The organism is Burkholderia sp. MSMB0856, from assembly GCF_001524645.2.
Taxonomy (GTDB): domain Bacteria; phylum Pseudomonadota; class Gammaproteobacteria; order Burkholderiales; family Burkholderiaceae; genus Burkholderia; species Burkholderia diffusa.
This window is the reverse complement of sequence record NZ_CP013427.1, coordinates 368,459-384,951: the sequence shown is the minus strand read 5'-3', so window position 1 is coordinate 384,951 and position 16,493 is coordinate 368,459. Positions and strand designations below refer to the sequence as shown.

At 65.0% G+C, this 16,493-nt stretch carries 21 protein-coding genes and 1 tRNA gene; 1 reads left to right on the top strand and 21 read right to left on the bottom strand.

What is annotated here, in order from left to right:
- Positions 1–249: 249 nt before the first annotated feature.
- The 7 genes from WS87_RS02845 to WS87_RS02815 all read right to left on the bottom strand — a co-directional run bounded on the left by WS87_RS02845 (position 250) and on the right by WS87_RS02815 (position 5,390).
- A tRNA-Thr gene (locus WS87_RS02845) sits at positions 250–325 on the bottom strand.
- Positions 326–344: 19 nt separating this feature from the next.
- Positions 345–866, bottom strand: a complete 522-nt coding sequence (locus WS87_RS02840) for a ClpXP protease specificity-enhancing factor (protein WP_059449799.1) — start codon at positions 864–866, stop codon at positions 345–347.
- 70 nt (positions 867–936) lie between these two features.
- Positions 937–1,548 carry a glutathione S-transferase N-terminal domain-containing protein gene (locus WS87_RS02835; protein WP_006400565.1) on the bottom strand — a complete coding sequence of 204 codons (612 nt, stop codon included), beginning with the start codon at positions 1,546–1,548 and terminating at the stop codon, positions 937–939.
- Positions 1,549–1,642: 94 nt separating this feature from the next.
- Complete coding sequence (locus WS87_RS02830) at positions 1,643–2,401, bottom strand: cytochrome c1 (protein ID WP_059820896.1); 759 nt, start codon at positions 2,399–2,401, stop codon at positions 1,643–1,645.
- Between the two features lie 21 nt (positions 2,402–2,422).
- Complete coding sequence (locus tag WS87_RS02825) at positions 2,423–3,805, bottom strand: cytochrome b (RefSeq protein ID WP_059820895.1); 1,383 nt, start codon at positions 3,803–3,805, stop codon at positions 2,423–2,425.
- Positions 3,805–4,425, bottom strand: a complete 621-nt coding sequence (gene petA, locus WS87_RS02820; protein ID WP_059820894.1) for a ubiquinol-cytochrome c reductase iron-sulfur subunit — start codon at positions 4,423–4,425, stop codon at positions 3,805–3,807. Before petA ends, WS87_RS02825 begins: the two co-directional genes overlap by 1 nt.
- A gap of 218 nt (positions 4,426–4,643) precedes the next feature.
- Complete coding sequence (locus tag WS87_RS02815) at positions 4,644–5,390, bottom strand: Nif3-like dinuclear metal center hexameric protein (protein ID WP_059535656.1); 747 nt, start codon at positions 5,388–5,390, stop codon at positions 4,644–4,646.
- A gap of 21 nt (positions 5,391–5,411) precedes the next feature.
- Between WS87_RS02815 and WS87_RS02810 the strand changes: the two genes are divergently transcribed.
- Positions 5,412–6,617, top strand: coding sequence for a Do family serine endopeptidase (locus WS87_RS02810; RefSeq protein WP_059820893.1), 1,206 nt, complete (start codon positions 5,412–5,414; stop codon positions 6,615–6,617).
- A 226-nt stretch (positions 6,618–6,843) separates the two neighbouring features.
- On the opposite strand, the gene tatC is transcribed toward WS87_RS02810, so the two are convergent.
- The 14 genes from tatC to hisD form a co-directional block, all read right to left on the bottom strand.
- Entirely contained in the window at positions 6,844–7,626 is a 783-nt protein-coding gene (tatC, locus tag WS87_RS02805) for a twin-arginine translocase subunit TatC (protein WP_044845948.1), read from the bottom strand.
- 41 nt (positions 7,627–7,667) lie between these two features.
- On the bottom strand, positions 7,668–8,198 hold the full coding sequence (tatB, locus tag WS87_RS02800; protein WP_059535650.1) for a Sec-independent protein translocase protein TatB: 531 nt from the start codon (positions 8,196–8,198) through the stop codon (positions 7,668–7,670).
- Between the two features lie 26 nt (positions 8,199–8,224).
- Entirely contained in the window at positions 8,225–8,455 is a 231-nt protein-coding gene (gene tatA, locus WS87_RS02795) for a Sec-independent protein translocase subunit TatA (RefSeq protein ID WP_034183658.1), read from the bottom strand.
- 93 nt (positions 8,456–8,548) lie between these two features.
- A complete protein-coding gene (locus WS87_RS02790) occupies positions 8,549–8,914 on the bottom strand; it encodes a histidine triad nucleotide-binding protein (protein ID WP_059820892.1) in 366 nt (121 codons plus the stop codon).
- Positions 8,915–8,943: 29 nt separating this feature from the next.
- Positions 8,944–9,336, bottom strand: a complete 393-nt coding sequence (locus WS87_RS02785; protein WP_059449807.1) for a DUF4870 family protein — start codon at positions 9,334–9,336, stop codon at positions 8,944–8,946.
- Positions 9,337–9,407: 71 nt separating this feature from the next.
- Entirely contained in the window at positions 9,408–9,773 is a 366-nt protein-coding gene (locus tag WS87_RS02780; protein ID WP_044845953.1) for a phosphoribosyl-ATP diphosphatase, read from the bottom strand.
- Positions 9,770–10,186, bottom strand: coding sequence for a phosphoribosyl-AMP cyclohydrolase (gene hisI, locus WS87_RS02775; RefSeq protein ID WP_044845954.1), 417 nt, complete (start codon positions 10,184–10,186; stop codon positions 9,770–9,772). Before hisI ends, WS87_RS02780 begins: the two co-directional genes overlap by 4 nt.
- Positions 10,186–10,959: an imidazole glycerol phosphate synthase subunit HisF gene (hisF, locus tag WS87_RS02770; RefSeq protein ID WP_059535646.1), complete on the bottom strand. Its 774-nt coding sequence runs from the start codon at positions 10,957–10,959 to the stop codon at positions 10,186–10,188. The genes hisI and hisF overlap by 1 nt, the downstream gene beginning before the upstream one ends.
- Before the next feature lie 106 nt (positions 10,960–11,065).
- Positions 11,066–11,821, bottom strand: a complete 756-nt coding sequence (gene hisA / locus WS87_RS02765) for a 1-(5-phosphoribosyl)-5-[(5-phosphoribosylamino)methylideneamino]imidazole-4-carboxamide isomerase (RefSeq protein WP_059535644.1) — start codon at positions 11,819–11,821, stop codon at positions 11,066–11,068.
- Positions 11,822–11,996: 175 nt separating this feature from the next.
- Positions 11,997–12,638 (bottom strand): imidazole glycerol phosphate synthase subunit HisH, encoded by a 642-nt coding sequence (hisH, locus tag WS87_RS02760; protein ID WP_059535642.1) that lies wholly within the window; start codon positions 12,636–12,638, stop codon positions 11,997–11,999.
- Positions 12,635–13,255, bottom strand: a complete 621-nt coding sequence (locus WS87_RS02755) for a MarC family protein (RefSeq protein ID WP_059535640.1) — start codon at positions 13,253–13,255, stop codon at positions 12,635–12,637. Before WS87_RS02755 ends, hisH begins: the two co-directional genes overlap by 4 nt.
- Before the next feature lie 62 nt (positions 13,256–13,317).
- Complete coding sequence (hisB, locus tag WS87_RS02750) at positions 13,318–13,905, bottom strand: imidazoleglycerol-phosphate dehydratase HisB (RefSeq protein WP_006751804.1); 588 nt, start codon at positions 13,903–13,905, stop codon at positions 13,318–13,320.
- Between the two features lie 65 nt (positions 13,906–13,970).
- Positions 13,971–15,044 carry a histidinol-phosphate transaminase gene (gene hisC, locus WS87_RS02745; RefSeq protein WP_059820891.1) on the bottom strand — a complete coding sequence of 358 codons (1,074 nt, stop codon included), beginning with the start codon at positions 15,042–15,044 and terminating at the stop codon, positions 13,971–13,973.
- A 119-nt stretch (positions 15,045–15,163) separates the two neighbouring features.
- Positions 15,164–16,480 (bottom strand): histidinol dehydrogenase, encoded by a 1,317-nt coding sequence (hisD, locus tag WS87_RS02740; protein ID WP_059692366.1) that lies wholly within the window; start codon positions 16,478–16,480, stop codon positions 15,164–15,166.
- Positions 16,481–16,493 lie beyond the last annotated feature (13 nt).

Here is a 16,493-nt window from a genome sequence, read left to right as displayed (position 1 = left end):
GGCTGCGGCGCAACGGCATCGCTTGGAGCGGCATTGCAACCGAGGGAATGCGCCGCTCCTGACACGAGGCGTCGCGGGCCGGCCGGGAAATGTACGGCACCGAATCGAGAAGGAAATCCCGCGTGCTCGCGTCCGCACATGCAATACGCTGAAGCGCCTTTGCCGCGCGCCCCGCGTCGGGTTTGTCGGTTCGCGGTGCTGAAACGACGAAGGGCCGGGAGAAAAAATCTCCCGGCCCTTCGTTCAATTTGGTGCCGGCTGCAGGACTCGAACCCGCCACCTGATGATTACAAATCAACTGCTCTACCAGATGAGCTAAGCCGGCGTAAGCGCGAGATTCTACCTCATTTCACGATCTTGAGGCGAGGTCTGCTGCCGCCTTTCGAACCATCGCCGTCGGTTTTCGGCGGTTCATCGGCACCTTCGGACGGCTCTTCGTTCGCGCCGTGATCGGCAACCGGCGTCAGCACCGCAGGCGACTCGTCGCGTCGCGCGTCGTCGGCCTGCTCGGCATCGTCTTCGAACGCGCCCGAATCCTCGCCTTCGCCCGCCACCGCATCGACCTGGAACGCCATCCCCTGCCCGTTCTCCCGCGCGTAAATCGCGAGCACGTTGGCCACCGGAATCTCGATCTTGTGCGCCTTCCCGGAGAACCGGGCGGTGAACTCGATCCACTCGTTACCCATCTGCAGCTGGCTCGTGGCCTCGAAGCTGATGTTGAGCACGATCTCGCCGTCACGCACGAACTGACGCGGCACGCGCGTCGAGTTGTCGACCCTCACCGCAATATGCGGCGTGTAACCGTTATCGGTGCACCACTCGTACAGCGCGCGCAGCAGATAAGGTTTCGTTGAAATCTCTTGCATCACAATCCTCGAACCCGGAGCAGGCACGCGGCACGCCGCGCGCCCGCTCCGTCATGCACTCATTGCACCATCAACGACGCATGACCTTTTCGGACGGCGTCAGTGCTTCGATATAGGCCGGACGGCTGAAGATCCGCTCGGCGTACTTCATCAGCGGCGCGGCATTCTTCGACAGCTCGATGCCGTAGTGATCCAGACGCCACAAGAGCGGCGCGATCGCGACGTCGAGCATCGAGAACTCCTCGCCGAGCATGTACTTGTTCTTCACGAAGATCGGCGCGAGCTGCGTCAGGCGATCGCGGATCGCGAGGCGTGCCTTCTCGTGGTTCTTCTCCGCTGCCTTGCCCTTTTCGTTCTCGAGCGTGCTGACGTGAACGAACAGTTCCTTCTCGAAGTTGAGCAGGAACAGGCGTGCGCGTGCGCGCTGCACCGGGTCGGCCGGCATCAGTTGCGGGTGCGGGAAGCGCTCGTCGATGTATTCGTTGATGATGTTCGATTCGTACAGAATCAGGTCGCGCTCGACCAGAATCGGCACCTGACCGTACGGGTTCATCACCGAGATGTCTTCCGGCTTGTTGAACAGGTCGACGTCACGGATCTCGAAATCCATGCCCTTCTCGAACAGCACCAGCCGGCAACGCTGGGAGAACGGGCAAGTTGTGCCGGAATACAGAACCATCATATTTGCGTTTCCTCAAAAAAGCCGAGGGCCGGCACGCGGCGCAACCCCTTTCACGGGTTCCGCCTTGCGCCGGCCCCACGCCGGTCAGGCGTGTTTACTTGATATCTTTCCAGTACACGGCATTGAGCCGCCAGGCCAGGAAAGTCAGGACACCGAGAAAGACCAGCACCCACACGCCGAGGCGCTTGCGGGTCTGCTGGGCCGGCTCGGACATCCATGTCATATAGGCCACCAGGTCGGCCACCGCAGCATCATAGTCCGGCGACGACAACGTCCCCGGCGTGACCTGCTGGAAGCCGACGAGCGTGTGGACCTTCTCGCCCGTCTCCTCGTCCGTCTTGTCTTCGAATTTGGCAGTGCGCTGCCCCTGCAGTTGCCACAATACATGGGGCATGCCGACGTTCTCGAACACCGCGTTGTTCCAGCCGCTCGGCCGCGTATCGTCGCGGTAGAAACTCCGCAGGTACGTGTAGAGCCAGTCGCGGCCGCGCGCCCGCTCCTCGACCGACAGGTCGGGCGGCGAGGTGCCGAGCCAGTTCTTCGCGTCTTCGGGCCGCATCGCGACGGACATCGTGTTCCCGACCTTGTCGGTCGTGAACAGGAGATTCGTTTCGATCTCCTTCTGGGATATGCCCAGATCCGTCAGACGGTTGTAGCGCATCAGGTTCGCGCTGTGGCAGTTCAGGCAATAGTTTACAAACAATTGCGCGCCGTGCTGAAGCGAAACGAGATTTTCCGTGTTATCGGGCGCCCGGTCGAGCGGAAAATTACCTTCCGCGCGCACGGCCGGCGCCGCCAGCAGCGCCACGGCCGTCGCCCCGATCAGCGCGAGCGTCGAAAGCAGTTTCTTCATGTCGTTCTCTCCTCGCTCACGTTAATGGGGCTTGAAGCGCACCCGTTCCGGCGGCTGCTTGAACGTGCCAAGCGGCGTCCAGACGGGCATGCCGAGGAAGAACGCGAAGTAGATCAGCGCGCAACCCTGCGCAATCAGCGTCGCGACCGGCGATGGCGGTCGTGTGCCGAGGAACGCGAGGATCAGGAACGCCGCGACGAAGATCCCGAGGAACACCTTGTGGAACAGCGGCCGGTAGCGGATCGACTTCACCGGGCTGCGGTCGAGCCATGGCAGGAAGAACAGCGTGATCACCGCGGAACCCATCACGACGACGCCCCAGAACTTCGACTCCGTCAGGAACATGAACACGACGATCGCGGCGGCCAGCACCGGCAGGCCGACCTTCCACTTGCCGCGCGCGCGGATCAGCGCGAGCACGCCGAGCAGCGCAATCACGATCATCAGCACGATCTTGAACGGGTCGGTGGTCGCGCGCAGCATCGCGTAGAACGCGGTGAAGTACCAGACCGGCGCGATCTCCGGCGGCGTCTGCAGCGGGTTCGCCGGGACGAAGTTGTTCGACTCGAGGAAGTACCCGCCCATCTCCGGCGAGAAGAACACGATCAGCGCGAACACCATCAGGAACACGCAGACACCGAAGAAATCGTGCACCGAGTAGTACGGATGGAACGGGATGCCGTCGAGCGGAATGCCGTTCGCGTCCTTCTTCGCCTTGATCTCGATGCCGTCCGGGTTATTCGACCCGACTTCGTGCAGCGCGACGAGGTGCGCGATCACGAGGCCGACCAGCACAAGCGGAATCGCGATCACGTGGAACGCGAAGAATCGGTTCAGCGTGACGTCGGACACGACGTAGTCGCCGCGGATCCACAACGACAGGTCCGGGCCGACGAACGGGATCGCCGAGAACAGGTTCACGATCACCTGCGCGCCCCAGAACGACATCTGGCCCCACGGCAGCAGGTAGCCGAAGAACGCCTCGGCCATCAGGCACAGGAAGATCGCACAACCGAAGATCCACACCAGCTCGCGCGGCTTGCGGTACGACCCGTACATCAGCCCGCGGAACATGTGCAGGTACACGACGACGAAGAACATCGATGCACCGGTCGAGTGCATGTAGCGGATCAGCCAGCCCCACGGCACCTCGCGCATGATGTACTCGACCGACGCGAACGCGAGCATCGAGTCGGGCTTGTAGTTCATCGTCAGGAAGATGCCCGTGACGATCTGGTTGACGAGCACGAGCAGCGCGAGGGAGCCGAAGAAGTACCAGAAGTTGAAGTTCTTCGGCGCGTAGTACTCGGAAACGTGCTTCTTCCAGGTGGACGTGAGCGGGAAGCGCTGGTCGATCCAGCCGGTGACACCTGTCGTGGAGACTTCTTTGTTGTCGGCAGCCATCACGCTTCTCCTTTCTCGTCCTTGCCGATCACGAGGGTCGTCGCCGACGTGAACATGTAGGGCGGGATGTCGAGATTCTGAGGCGCCGGCTTGTTCTTGAACACGCGGCCGGCGAGGTCGTAGGTCGAACCGTGGCACGGGCACAGGAAGCCGCCCGGCCAGTCGTCCGGCAGGTTCGGCTGCGGACCCGGCGTGAAGCGTTGGCTAGGCGTGCAGCCGAGGTGCGTACACACGGCCATCACGACGAGAATGTTCTTGCGATCGGCCCGCGAGCGATATTCGTTCGCGCAATACGCGGGCAGGGGCATCGTATAGGGTTTTTCGGAGGTCGGATCGGCCACTTCCTTGTCGGCCTTGACGACGTCGGCCAGCATGGCGTCGGTACGGTTCAGGATCCAGACTGGCTTGCCGCGCCACGGCACGGTGACCATCTCGCCGGGCTTCAGGCCGCTGATGTCGACCTCGACCGGAGCGCCGGCCGCTTTCGCTTTCGCGGACGGCGCAAGCGACGCCGCGAAAGGTATGACGGTGGCTACGCCTCCCACGCCACCTGCTACGGATGTCGCAATCAGCCAGGTACGGCGGCCGCTGTCGACGCGTTTTTCTTCCTTGTCTCGCATCACACGCCCCACTTCTGAGTTGGATTTTCCGTCACGACTTTTCATTCCGCCGCTAGTTTGCGCGAATGGAGTCGCCATTTACAAGGCCCGGAGATGAAAATCCCTTCGAAGTAGTTGATAGTTAAGGGTTTTCCCCCACTATCGGAGCGATTAAATCATTTCACTTTTAAGCGTCCGCTACATTGCGAAATTTCGATGCGCCGCCGCAAATCCGTCGTTCAGACCGGATTATGAATATCGATAAAAAGGTGTTCGATATCGAATTCTTCGGACAAGTGGGCGCCAAGCGCCTGGATTCCGTAGCGCTCCGTCGCATGGTGCCCTGCCGCAACGAACGCGACGCCGCTCTCGGCCGATGCATGCGTGACGGATTCCGACACTTCGCCGGTCAGGAACACGTCGGCGCCGGCGTCGATCGCGGCATCGAAATAGCTCTGCGCGGCGCCCGTGCACCACGCGATGCGGCGCAGCTGCATCTCCGGATCGCCGAGCACGAGCGGCGTGCGGCCGAGCGTGCGCTCGACCTTGGCGACGAAGTGCTCGAGCGTGACGGGCATCGGCAGCGTGGCCATCCAGCCAAGATCGCCGTCGCCGAAACGTTGCTCGCCGATCAACCCGAGCTTCTCGCCGAGCTGCGCGTTGTTGCCGAACTCGGGATGCGCGTCGAGCGGCAGGTGGAACGCGAACAGGTTCAGGTCGTTCGCGAGCAGCAGCTTCAGGCGCCGGTACTTGCGGCCCGTGATCTGCGGCGCCTCGTTGCGCCAGAAATAGCCGTGATGGACGAGCACCGCATCCGCCCCCCATTCGAGCGCGGCCTCGAGGAACGCGACCGACGCCGTCACGCCGGTGGCGATCTTCTCGATCTTGCGACGCCCCTCGACCTGAAGGCCATTCGGGCAATAGTCCTTGAAGCGCGCGGTTTCAAGGGTATTGTTCAAGTACAATTCAAGTTCGATCCGATCCATATAAACCTCTAATCCATTCAGATGCTTAGACGCTTCTGGCTGTTCTTCGCGCAGGCGGTGACCGTACTGCTCGCGCTGATGTTCATCGTCGTGACGCTCAAGCCGCAATGGCTGCAACGGCAAGGACAGCTCGGCAAGCAGCTCGCCACGCCGATCGTCGCGCTGCGGGAAGTCGCGCCGGGCATCGGCGGTGCACCGGCGACCACGTCGTACGCGGAGGCCGCGCAAAAGGCGATGCCCGCCGTCGTCAACGTCTTCTCCAGCAAGGATGGCTCGCTGCCGCCCGATCCGCGCGCGAAGGATCCGCTGTTCCGCTACTTCTTCGGCGACCGCAACGCCCGCAAGCAGCAGGACGAACCTGCCGCCAACCTCGGCTCCGGCGTTATCGTGAGCCCTGAAGGTTACATTCTAACGAACCAGCACGTCGTGGACGGCGCCGACCAGATCGAAGTCGCGCTCGCCGACGGCCGCACGGCCACCGCGAAGGTGATCGGCAGCGACCCCGAAACCGATCTCGCCGTGCTGAAGATCAACATGACGAACCTGCCGACGATCACGCTCGGCCGTTCCGACCAGTCGCGGGTCGGCGACGTCGTGCTCGCGATCGGCAACCCGTTCGGCGTCGGCCAGACGGTCACGATGGGGATCATCAGCGCGCTCGGTCGCAATCACCTCGGCATCAACACGTTCGAGAACTTCATCCAGACCGACGCGCCGATCAACCCCGGCAACTCGGGCGGCGCGCTGGTCGACGTGAACGGCAACCTGCTCGGCATCAACACGGCGATCTATTCGCGCTCGGGCGGCTCGCTCGGCATCGGCTTCGCGATCCCCGTGTCGACCGCGCGCACCGTGCTCGAAAGCATCATCACGACGGGTTCGGTCACGCGCGGCTGGATCGGCGTCGAGCCGCAGGACGTCACACCGGAAATCGCCGAGTCGTTCGGGCTCCAGCAGAAGTCGGGCGCGATCGTCGCGGGCGTGCTGCAGGGCGGTCCGGCCGACAAGGCCGGCATCAAGCCGGGCGACATCCTCGTGAGCGTGAACGGCGACGACATCACCGACACGACGAAGTTGCTCAACACCGTCGCGCAGATCAAGCCGGGCACGCCGACCAAGGTGCACGTCGTGCGCAAGGGCAAGGAGTTCGACGTGAGCGTGGTGATCGGCAAGCGCCCGCCGCCGCCGAAGCAGACGCTCGACGAACAGGACAGCGACAGCGAGTGACATCCGGCGGGCGGCGTATCGGCGCCACTTGCCAGTCAACGATGGAAATGCAAAAGGGCAGCCTGATCGGCTGCCCTTTTGCTTTGCTTCGACGACCCTTCGTCGCGGTGACGGAGCTGCGTTCGCCCCCGTCACCTGCACCGCCCGATCACTCGTCCAGCTTCAACGTCGTCAAGAGGTCGCATCGAGGGCGCCCCTCATGCCGGCCGCCGCGTGCCGCGTCTCTTCAACTTGCGGCGCCGTTCTCCGCCTCCGGTTCTTCCGTCGGCTTCGGCACGAAGAAGCGCGCGGCCAGCAGCCCGATCTCGAACAGCACGACGAGCGGCAGCGCGAGCATCAGCTGCGAGAACACGTCCGGCGGCGTGACGACCGCCGCGACGACGAACGCGCCGACGATCACGTACGGCCGCATCTCCTTCAGCTTCTTCAGCGTCAGCACGCCCATCCGGACGAGCAGCACGACGACGATCGGCACCTCGAACGTGACCCCGAAGGCGATGAACATCCCGAGCACGAAGCTCAGGTAGTTGTCGATGTCGGTCGACATCTCCGCGCCGAGCGGCGCGTTGTAGTGCGCCATCACGCGGAAGATCGTCGGGAACACGAGGAAGTATGCGAACGCCATCCCGCACAGGAACAGGACGTAGCTGCTGCCGACGAGCGGCGCGACGAGCTTCTTCTCGTGCTGGTACAGCCCCGGCGCGACGAACGCCCAGATCTGGTACAGCACGATCGGCAGCGCGATCACGAGCGCGACGAGCATCGTGACCTTCATCGGCACGAAGAACGAGCCGGTGACGTCGGTCACGATCATCCTGCCGCCCTTCGGCAGGTTTTCCATCAGCGGCCGCGCGAGCAGCCGGAAGATGTCGGGCGCCCAATACACGAGCCCGAGGAACACGACGATCACGGCCAGCCCCGCGCGAATGATGCGATCGCGAAGCTCGACGAGATGGGAAATGAAGGTTTCTTCCGGGGCGTCGCCCGGATTCTGCTGCGGGTCGCTCACACCGGCCCTCGGTAGGATTGACGAGCGAGCATGCGCTCGACTCAGAAGAAGCGCGTCGGCCGGCGCAGGCTGGCCGGCTGATGGCGCGCGACACGCGCGGCGCCCGACTGCACGTGCGTGCGGCGGGTCGTCGCGCGCTTGTACCAGACAGGCGTCGCCGCCTGTTTCACACGCCAGTTGCGACGCTTCGGCGCGAGCGCGGCCGTGCTGCCGCGCCACGACGGCGCCGCGGGCGTGTCGGAGCCGTACGTGCCGGCATCGACCGAGCCTTCGTTAAGGCCGCCGACCGCGGAATTCCACGTGTCGTTCAGTTCCTTCTCGTGCTCGCGCAGGTTGTCGTGAATCGTCGTCTCGACATTGCGCGCGGCCGACTCGAAATCGGTCTTCATCGTCCGCAGCGCGTCGAGTTCGATTTCGCGCGAGACCTCGGCCTTCACGTCGTTGATGTACCGCTGCGCGCGGCCGAACAATGCGCCGGCCGTACGCGCGACGCGCGGCAGGCGCTCGGGGCCGAGCACCACGAGCGCGACGACGCCGATCAGCGCCATCTTCGAAAGACCGAGATCCAGCATCGCGAATGCCTGTCAGCGTGCCGGCGTTACGCCTTGTTCGAGTCGGAACGCGTCGTTTCCTTCGCGTTGACGTCGACCGAACCCGAGCGCGGCAGTTGCTGCGCATCTGCCGGTGTCTCGCCTTCCTTCATGCCGTCCTTGAAACCCTTCACGGCGCTGCCGAGGTCGTTGCCGATGTTGCGCAGCTTCTTCGTACCGAAAACCAGCGCGACGATCAGCAGCACGATCAGCCAGTGCCAAATGCTCAATCCACCCATGATGAAACCTCTCCTCAACCACGCCGCGTCGCGGCGCAAATCGCCGGCGGCACGCCGGCTTCGACTATCGATGCGGGGAAACGCCCCGCCACGTCAACCCATCCGCAACCACGGGCGCGGGCCGGCCAGGATATGCGCGTGCAGGTGGTAGACCTCCTGCCCGCCGCCGGGGCCCGTGTTGATCACTGTGCGAAACCCGGTTTCGCCCCCCGTGTACGCAACGCCGAGCTGGTCGGCCAGGCGGGCGACCAACAGCATCAGCCGGCCGAGCATCGGCGCATCGGCCTCGCTCGCCGCCGACAGCGTCGGCAGATGCCGGCGCGGAATCACGAGCACGTGCGTCTCGGCCGCCGGGCGGATGTCGCGGAACGCGACGAATTCGTCGTCCTCGTGCACCTTCGTGCTCGGAATCTCGCCCGCCGCGATCTTGCAGAACAGGCAATTCGGATCGTGACTCATGTTGCTCCTGCGAAACGCCCGCGCGCCGGTCAGAACCAAGCCTGCGGATCGAGCGTCTTGTTGTCGTTCAGGTACAGCCAACCTTTGATGATACGGTACAGCGTCCAAATCCATGTGACAAACATGACGACGAATCCCACCACCACGAACATCAGCGCGAAGCCGATCACGTAGGCGATCAGCGCGCGCCAGAACGTGCGGATCTGCCACTCGAAATGGTCGGCGTACGGCGTGCCGGCCACGTCGTCGCGCTTCACGTAGTTGATGATGATCGCGATGATCCCGGTGACGCCGCCCGTCAGCCAATGAATTGCGTAGAGGCCGTACAGCACGTGCGTCAGCGTGCGCAGACCTTTCAGTCGCTCGGCGTCCGCTGCGCCCGGCACCGACGGCGTCGGAAACTGGCTCGGCGTATCGGTCATGATGCTACCCCCGTTAGATGACAATTCTTACAGCTTACCGCACTGGCGTCGGCGCGGCAGGCCGCGCGTCGTCACCCGCCGTTTTCCTCGCGCTCGCGACGCTTGCGCAGCGCCTTTTCCTCGATGCCCGACAGCCCTTCGCGGCGCTCGAGTTCGGCGATCACGTCGGCCGGGCTCAGGTCGAAATGCGACAGCATCACGAGGCAGTGGAACCACAGGTCGGCCACCTCGCCGACCAGCGCCGTCGGCGCGCCGCCCTGGCGCACGTCCTTCGCGGCCAGCACGACTTCGGTCGCCTCTTCGCCGATCTTCTTCAGCACCGCGTCGTCGCCCTTGTGGAACAGGCGCGATACGTACGATTGTTCGGGGTCGCCGCCCTTGCGGCTATCAATCACGGCCGCGAGGCGCAGCAGCGTGTCTTCGGTCGATTGCGTCATTTGTAGATGTGTTCGGGGTCTTTCAGCACCGGATCGACCGCGACCCAGTCGCCGCTGTCCACCGTACCTTCGAATTTCTGGAAGAAGCACGAATGCCGGCCGGTGTGGCATGCGATGCCCGACACCTGCTCGACCTTCAGCAGCACGACGTCCTCGTCGCAGTCGAGCCGCACCTCGTGCACGTGCTGCACGTGGCCCGACTCCTCGCCCTTGAACCACAGGCGCTTGCGCGAACGCGAATAGTAGACCGCGCGCTGCGTCTCGATCGTCTTCGCCAGCGCCTCGCGGTTCATCCACGCGAACATCAGCACGTCGTTCGTCGACGCTTCCTGCGCGATCACCGGCACGAGGCCGTTGTCGTCCCAGCGGACCTTGTCGAGCCACGCGGGCAGGGATTTCGTTTCCGTATTCATCACAGCCTCACCGGAATGCCCTGGTCGGCCATGAAGCGCTTCGCCTCGCCGACCGTGTGCTCGCCGTAGTGGAAGATGCTCGCGGCCAGCACGGCGTCGGCGCGGCCGTCCTTGATGCCGTCCGCGAGGTCCTGCAGCGAACCCACGCCGCCCGACGCGATCACCGGCACCGGCACCGCGTCCGACACGCCGCGCGTGAGCGCGAGGTCGAAGCCCGACTTCGTGCCGTCGCGGTCCATGCTCGTGAGCAGGATTTCGCCCGCGCCGAGCTCGGCCATCTTGCGCGCCCATTCGATCGCGTCGATGCCCGTGCCCTTGCGGCCGCCGTGCGTGAAGACTTCCCAGCGCGGCGCCTCGCCGTCGGCCGACACGCGCTTCGCGTCGATCGCGACGACGATGCACTGCGAGCCGTACTTGTCGGCCGCGTCGCGCACGAGCTGCGGGTTCGCGACCGCCGACGAATTCATGCTGACCTTGTCCGCGCCGGCGTTCAACAGGCGCCGAACGTCCTCGACGGCGCGCACGCCACCGCCGACGGTCAGCGGAATGAAGACCTGCGACGCGACGGCCTCGATGATCGGCAGGATCAGGTCGCGCTGGTCGGAGGTCGCGGTGATGTCGAGGAACGTCAGTTCGTCGGCGCCCTGGTCGTCGTAGCGGCGGGCGATTTCGACGGGGTCGCCGGCATCGCGCAGTTCGACGAAGTTGACGCCCTTGACGACACGCCCGGCAGTCACGTCCAGGCAGGGGATGATGCGTTTAGCTAGAGCCATGATGTTGCGCCAAATGCCGCGATGGGACGGCCGGTTACGGACGCCTCGCGCGAGGCGTCCGGTCGGGGCCGCCTGCTGGCGACCCCGGCGAACGGAACGACCGCGCTCAGGCGTCGTCGAGTTCGCCGTTCAGTTCGTCCGCGCGTTTTTGCGCGGCCGCGAAATCGAGATCGCCGGAGTAGATCGCACGTCCGCAGATCACGCCTTCGACGCCGTGTTCCTCCACTTCGCAGAGGTTCTCGATGTCGGTGAGGTTCGACAGGCCGCCGCTTGCGATCACCGGAATGCCGACCGCCTGGGCGAGCTTCACGGTTGCTTCGATGTTGATGCCCTGCAGCATCCCGTCGCGGCCGATGTCCGTGTAGACGATCGATTCGACGCCGTAGTCCTCGAACTTGCGCGCGAGATCGATCACCTCGTGGCCCGTCAGCTTGCTCCAGCCGTCGGTCGCGACCTTGCCGTCCTTCGCGTCCAGCCCGACGATGATGTTGCCCGCGAACGCGGTGCACGCGTCCTGCAGGAACCCCGGGTCCTTCACGGCCGCGGTGCCGATGATCACGTAGGAGAGGCCGGCGTCGAGATACTTCTCGATCGTCTCGAGGCTGCGGATGCCGCCGCCGAGCTGCACGGGAATTTCGTCGCCGACTTCGTCGAGGATCGCTTCGATCGCTTCGAGATTCTTCGGCTTGCCGGCGAACGCGCCGTTCAGGTCGACCAGATGCAGCCGCCGGGCGCCGAGATCGACCCACTTGCGGGCCATCGCCGCCGGGTCCTCGGAGAAAATCGTGGCCTGGTCCATATCGCCCTGTTTGAGGCGCACACACTGACCGTCTTTGAGATCGATGGCCGGAATCAGCAACATAGCAATCGGGTGTCGTCGTGGAAAATGAAAAGAATCCGGCGCGTACCGGCCAAACCGGTGCCGCGCCGTCTCGCTAGTTTAGTACAACTCTTTCGGCGCATAGGGCCTGTTCCCGCCAATAGCGGGCTTGCGAACGGGCCTTTCCCGCCCGCCGACTGTGGCACGCACACGACGTTCACGGTTTCCAGTGTACGAAGTTGCGATACAGACGCAACCCGACCTCCGCGCTTTTCTCGGGGTGGAATTGGGTCGCGAAGAGGTTGTCCCGCGCGACCGCGGACGTAAACGGCGCGCCGTATGCCGTTTCGCCTACCGTGTGCGCCGGGTTGTCCGGGCGCACGTAATAGCTGTGCACGAAGTAGAAATACGCGTCGTCGGGCACCCCGTCCCACAGCGGGTGCGGCTGCGACTGGTGCACGCGGTTCCAGCCCATTTGCGGCACCTTGAAGCGCGAGCCGTCGTCCTGCAGCCGGCCGTCGAGCTCGAAGCGCACGACCTTGCCGGGCAACAGGCCCAGACCCTTCGTGTCGCCTTCCGCGCTCCAGTCGAACAGCATCTGCTCGCCGACGCACACGCCCAGCAGCGGCTTCGTGCGCGACGCCTCGATCACCGCTTCCTGCAGCCCCGATTCGCCGAGGCAGCGCATGCAGTCGGGCATCGCGCCCTGGCCGGGCAGCACGACGCGGTCGGCCGCGCGAATCGCGGCCGGCGTATCGACGATCGCCACGTCGGCGGCCGGTTCGGCCTTCTTGAGCGCCTGCGCGACCGAGCGCAGGTTGCCCATCCCATAATCCACAATCGCAATCGAAGTTTTCATCTCAGTGCAGGCAGTAGCGCCCTCAGTCCATTGACGATGAATTCCACCGCCAGCGCCGACAGCATCAAACCCATCAGCCGCGTGGCGATGTTGATGCCGGTGCGGCCGATCCAGTTCGCGATCGGCTCGGCAAGCCGCATCGCGAAGAAACACAGCAGAGCCAGGACCGCGCCGATCGCGACGAGCCCGGCTCGCTCATACCAGTGATGCGAGTTCGCCGCATAGATGATCACCGTGCTGATCGAGCCGGGGCCCGTGAGCAGCGGAATCGCCAGCGGCACGACCGCGATGTTGTCCTTCAGCTCGGCCTCGTGGCGCTCCTCCGGCGTCGATCGCGTGTTGCCGATCTGCGCGTTCAGCATGTTGATCGCCATCAGCAACATGATGATGCCGCCGCCCACTTCAAGGGAGCCGACCGAAATGCCGAAGAAGTCGATGATCTGCTGCCCGAGCAGCGTCGTCACCGTCATCACGCAGAACACCGACACCGACGCGATCCGGATCGTGCGGCGCCGCTCGATGTCCGACTGCTGCGCCGTCAGGCTCAGGAAGAACGGCACCGCGCCGATCGGGTTGATCAGCGCCAGCAGCGAAATGAACGATTTGAGCAGATCCATCGCAAGCCGGCGCGCCGCGCCGAAGCCGTGAGGTTGTCGTTGGCGTCCTGTCCGTTCGGAAGTTAGAGGCTGCCCTTCGTCGACGGAATCTGTCCCGCCGCGCGCTCGTCGAGCTCCACCGCCGCACGCAGCGCCCGGCCGAAGGCCTTGAACACCGTTTCGAGCTGGTGATGCGCGTTGATGCCGCGCAGGTTGTCGATGTGCAGCGTGACGCCCGCGTGGTTCACGAACCCGCGGAAGAATTCGATGGAAAGGTCGACGTCGAACGTGCCGATCCGCGCACGCGTGAACGGCACGTGGAATTCAAGACCGGGCCGGCCCGAGAAGTCGATCACGACACGCGACAGCGCCTCGTCGAGCGGCACGTACGAATGGCCGTAGCGGCGGATGCCCTTCTTGTCGCCGATCGCCTTCGCGACGGCCTGACCGAGCGTGATGCCGACATCCTCGACCGTGTGGTGGTCGTCGATATGGGTATCGCCATGCGCTTCGACCTCGAGATCGATCAGACCATGTCGCGCGATCTGGTCGAGCATATGGTCGAGAAACGGCACGCCGGTGGCCAGCTTCTGCCGGCCCGTCCCGTCGAGATCGAGCTTCACACGGATCTGCGTTTCGCTGGTATTGCGAACGACTTCCGCCACACGCATGGCAATTCCTTGATTGAGTCTGATGTAAATGGGGATTGATCGTCGCGCGCCGCCGCGCCCTGGGCTCAACCGGGCAGTGCGAGTTTCAAAGCAGCCAGCAGGCGCGCGTTTTCGTCGGGAGAACCGACGGTCAGCCGCACGCATTCGGACAGCAACGGATGCATTTTACTCACGTTTTTGACCAGCACCCGCTCCGTGAGCAGCGCATCGAACACGGCGGCTGCGTCCGGCACGCGCACCAGCAGGAAATTGCCGGCGCTCGGGAACACCGTCGTGCCCGGCAGCGCGGCCACGGCCTGCGCGAGGCGCGTGCGTTCCGCACGCAGTTCGGCCGCCTGCGCGTCGAGCACGTCGAGGTGGTCGAGCAGGAAATCGGCGGTTGCCTGGGTCAGCACGTTGATGTTGTACGGCGGGCGCACCTTGTCGAACTCGGTCAGCCACGCCGGCAGCCCGGCGAGATAACCAAGGCGGATCCCCGCGAGGCCGAGCTTCGACACCGTGCGCATCACGACGACATTGTCGAACTCCGCGGCACGCGGCAGCCACGAGCGCTCCGCGAACGGCTGGTACGCCTCGTCGATCACGATCAGGCTGTGCTGCGCGGCCACGATGATCCGCTCGACGTCGGCTTCGTCGTACAGCGTGCCGGTCGGGTTGTTCGGGTAAGCGAGGTAGACGAGCGCGGGCCGGTGCTCGGCGATCGCCGCGATCATCGCGTCGGCGTCGAGCGTCAGGTCGGCCTTGAGCGGCACGCCGACGAATTCGAGCTGCGCGAACTTCGCCGACAACTCGTACATCACGAAACCCGGCACCGGTGCGAGCACCTTCGCGCCCGGTTTCGCACACGCCACCGACATCATGCTGATGATTTCGTCCGAGCCGTTGCCGAGCAACACGTCGCATGCGGCCGGCACGCCCATCGCACGGCGCAGCTTGTCGAGCAGCGCGCCCGGGCGCGGCGCCGGGTAGCGGTTCAGCGCGACCTGCGCGAGGCGTTCGCCGAGCGCCGCCGCGAGCGGTGCCGGCAGCGAATACGGGTTCTCCATCGCGTCGAGCTTCACGAAGCCGCTCGCGTCGGGCACCGGGTAGCTCGTCATCGCGAGCACGTCGCGGCGGATGATGTCTTGTGGCGTCGTCATGGTCTCAAGCCGGCGTGCGTCGCGCCGGCGTCAAATGGTCGGCAAGGCGGCGGCTGCCGCCCTGCGCCGGGCCTCCTCATCGACCGGAACCGCTGCGTCGGCAGCGGCTCCGGCGCGCGTCACCCCTTCATCCGGAGCTCGGCGCTGCGCGCGTGCGCCTGCAGCCCTTCGCCGTATGCAAGCTCCGAGGCGATCTCGCCCAGCGTCTGCGCACCTTCGGCGCTGACTTCGATCAGGCTCGAACGCTTGATGAAGTCGTATACGCCGAGCGGCGACGAGAAGCGCGCGGTGCGCGAAGTCGGCAGCACGTGATTCGGGCCCGCGCAGTAGTCGCCGAGGCTTTCGCTCGTGTAGCGGCCGAGGAAGATCGCGCCGGCGTGGCGGATTTGCTGGCCCCATTGCTGCGGCTCCAGCGCGGAAATCTCGAGGTGCTCCGGCGCGATATCGTTCGCGATCCGGCACGCTTCGGCCATGTCGCGCACCTTGATCAGCGCGCCGCGGCCTTCCAGCGACGCGCGGATCACGTCCTGGCGCGGCATCGTCGGCAGCAGCTCGTCGATCGCCTTCTCGACGCGCTCGAGGAACGCGGCGTCCGGGCACAGCAGGATCGACTGCGCGAGCTCGTCGTGTTCGGCCTGCGAGAACAGGTCCATCGCGACCCAGCTCGGATCGGTCGTGCCGTCGCACAGCACGAGGATTTCCGACGGGCCGGCGATCATGTCGATGCCGACCGTGCCGAACACGCGGCGCTTCGCCGACGCGACGTACGCATTGCCCGGCCCGCAGATCTTGTCGACCGGCGGCACCGTGGCCGTGCCGTATGCGAGCGCGCCAACCGCCTGCGCGCCGCCAATCGTGAACACACGATCGACGCCGCCGAGCAGCGCCGCGGCGAGCACGAGGTCGTTCTTCACGCCGTCCGGGGTCGGCACGACCATCACGATCTCGCCGACGCCCGCGACGCGCGCGGGAATCGCGTTCATCAGCACCGACGACGGATACGCGGCCTTGCCGCCCGGCACGTACAGGCCGACGCGGTCGAGCGGCGTGATCTTCTGGCCGAGCACCGTGCCGTCGCTTTCCGTGTACTGCCAGCTATGGGTGCCGCATTCGATCTTCTGTTTCTCGTGGTACGCACGCACGCGCGCGGCAGCAGCTTCCAGCGCCGCACGCGCCTTCGGCGCAAGGCCGTCGAGCGCCGTCTGCAGCGCGTCCTGCGGCAGCTCGAGCGCGGCGACGCTGCTCGCGTCCAGCCGGTCGAAGCGGTTCGTGTACTCGAGCACCGCGGCGTCGCCGCGCGACTTCACGTCGGCGAGAATTTTCGCGACCGACTGCTCGATCGCTTCGTCCTCGCTCGCCTCGAACGCGAGCACCGCACGCAGCGCGGCGTCGAAGCCGTCGCTCGTCGAATCGAGTTTGCGGATGGTGATGGCCATGGGAATTCCGTTA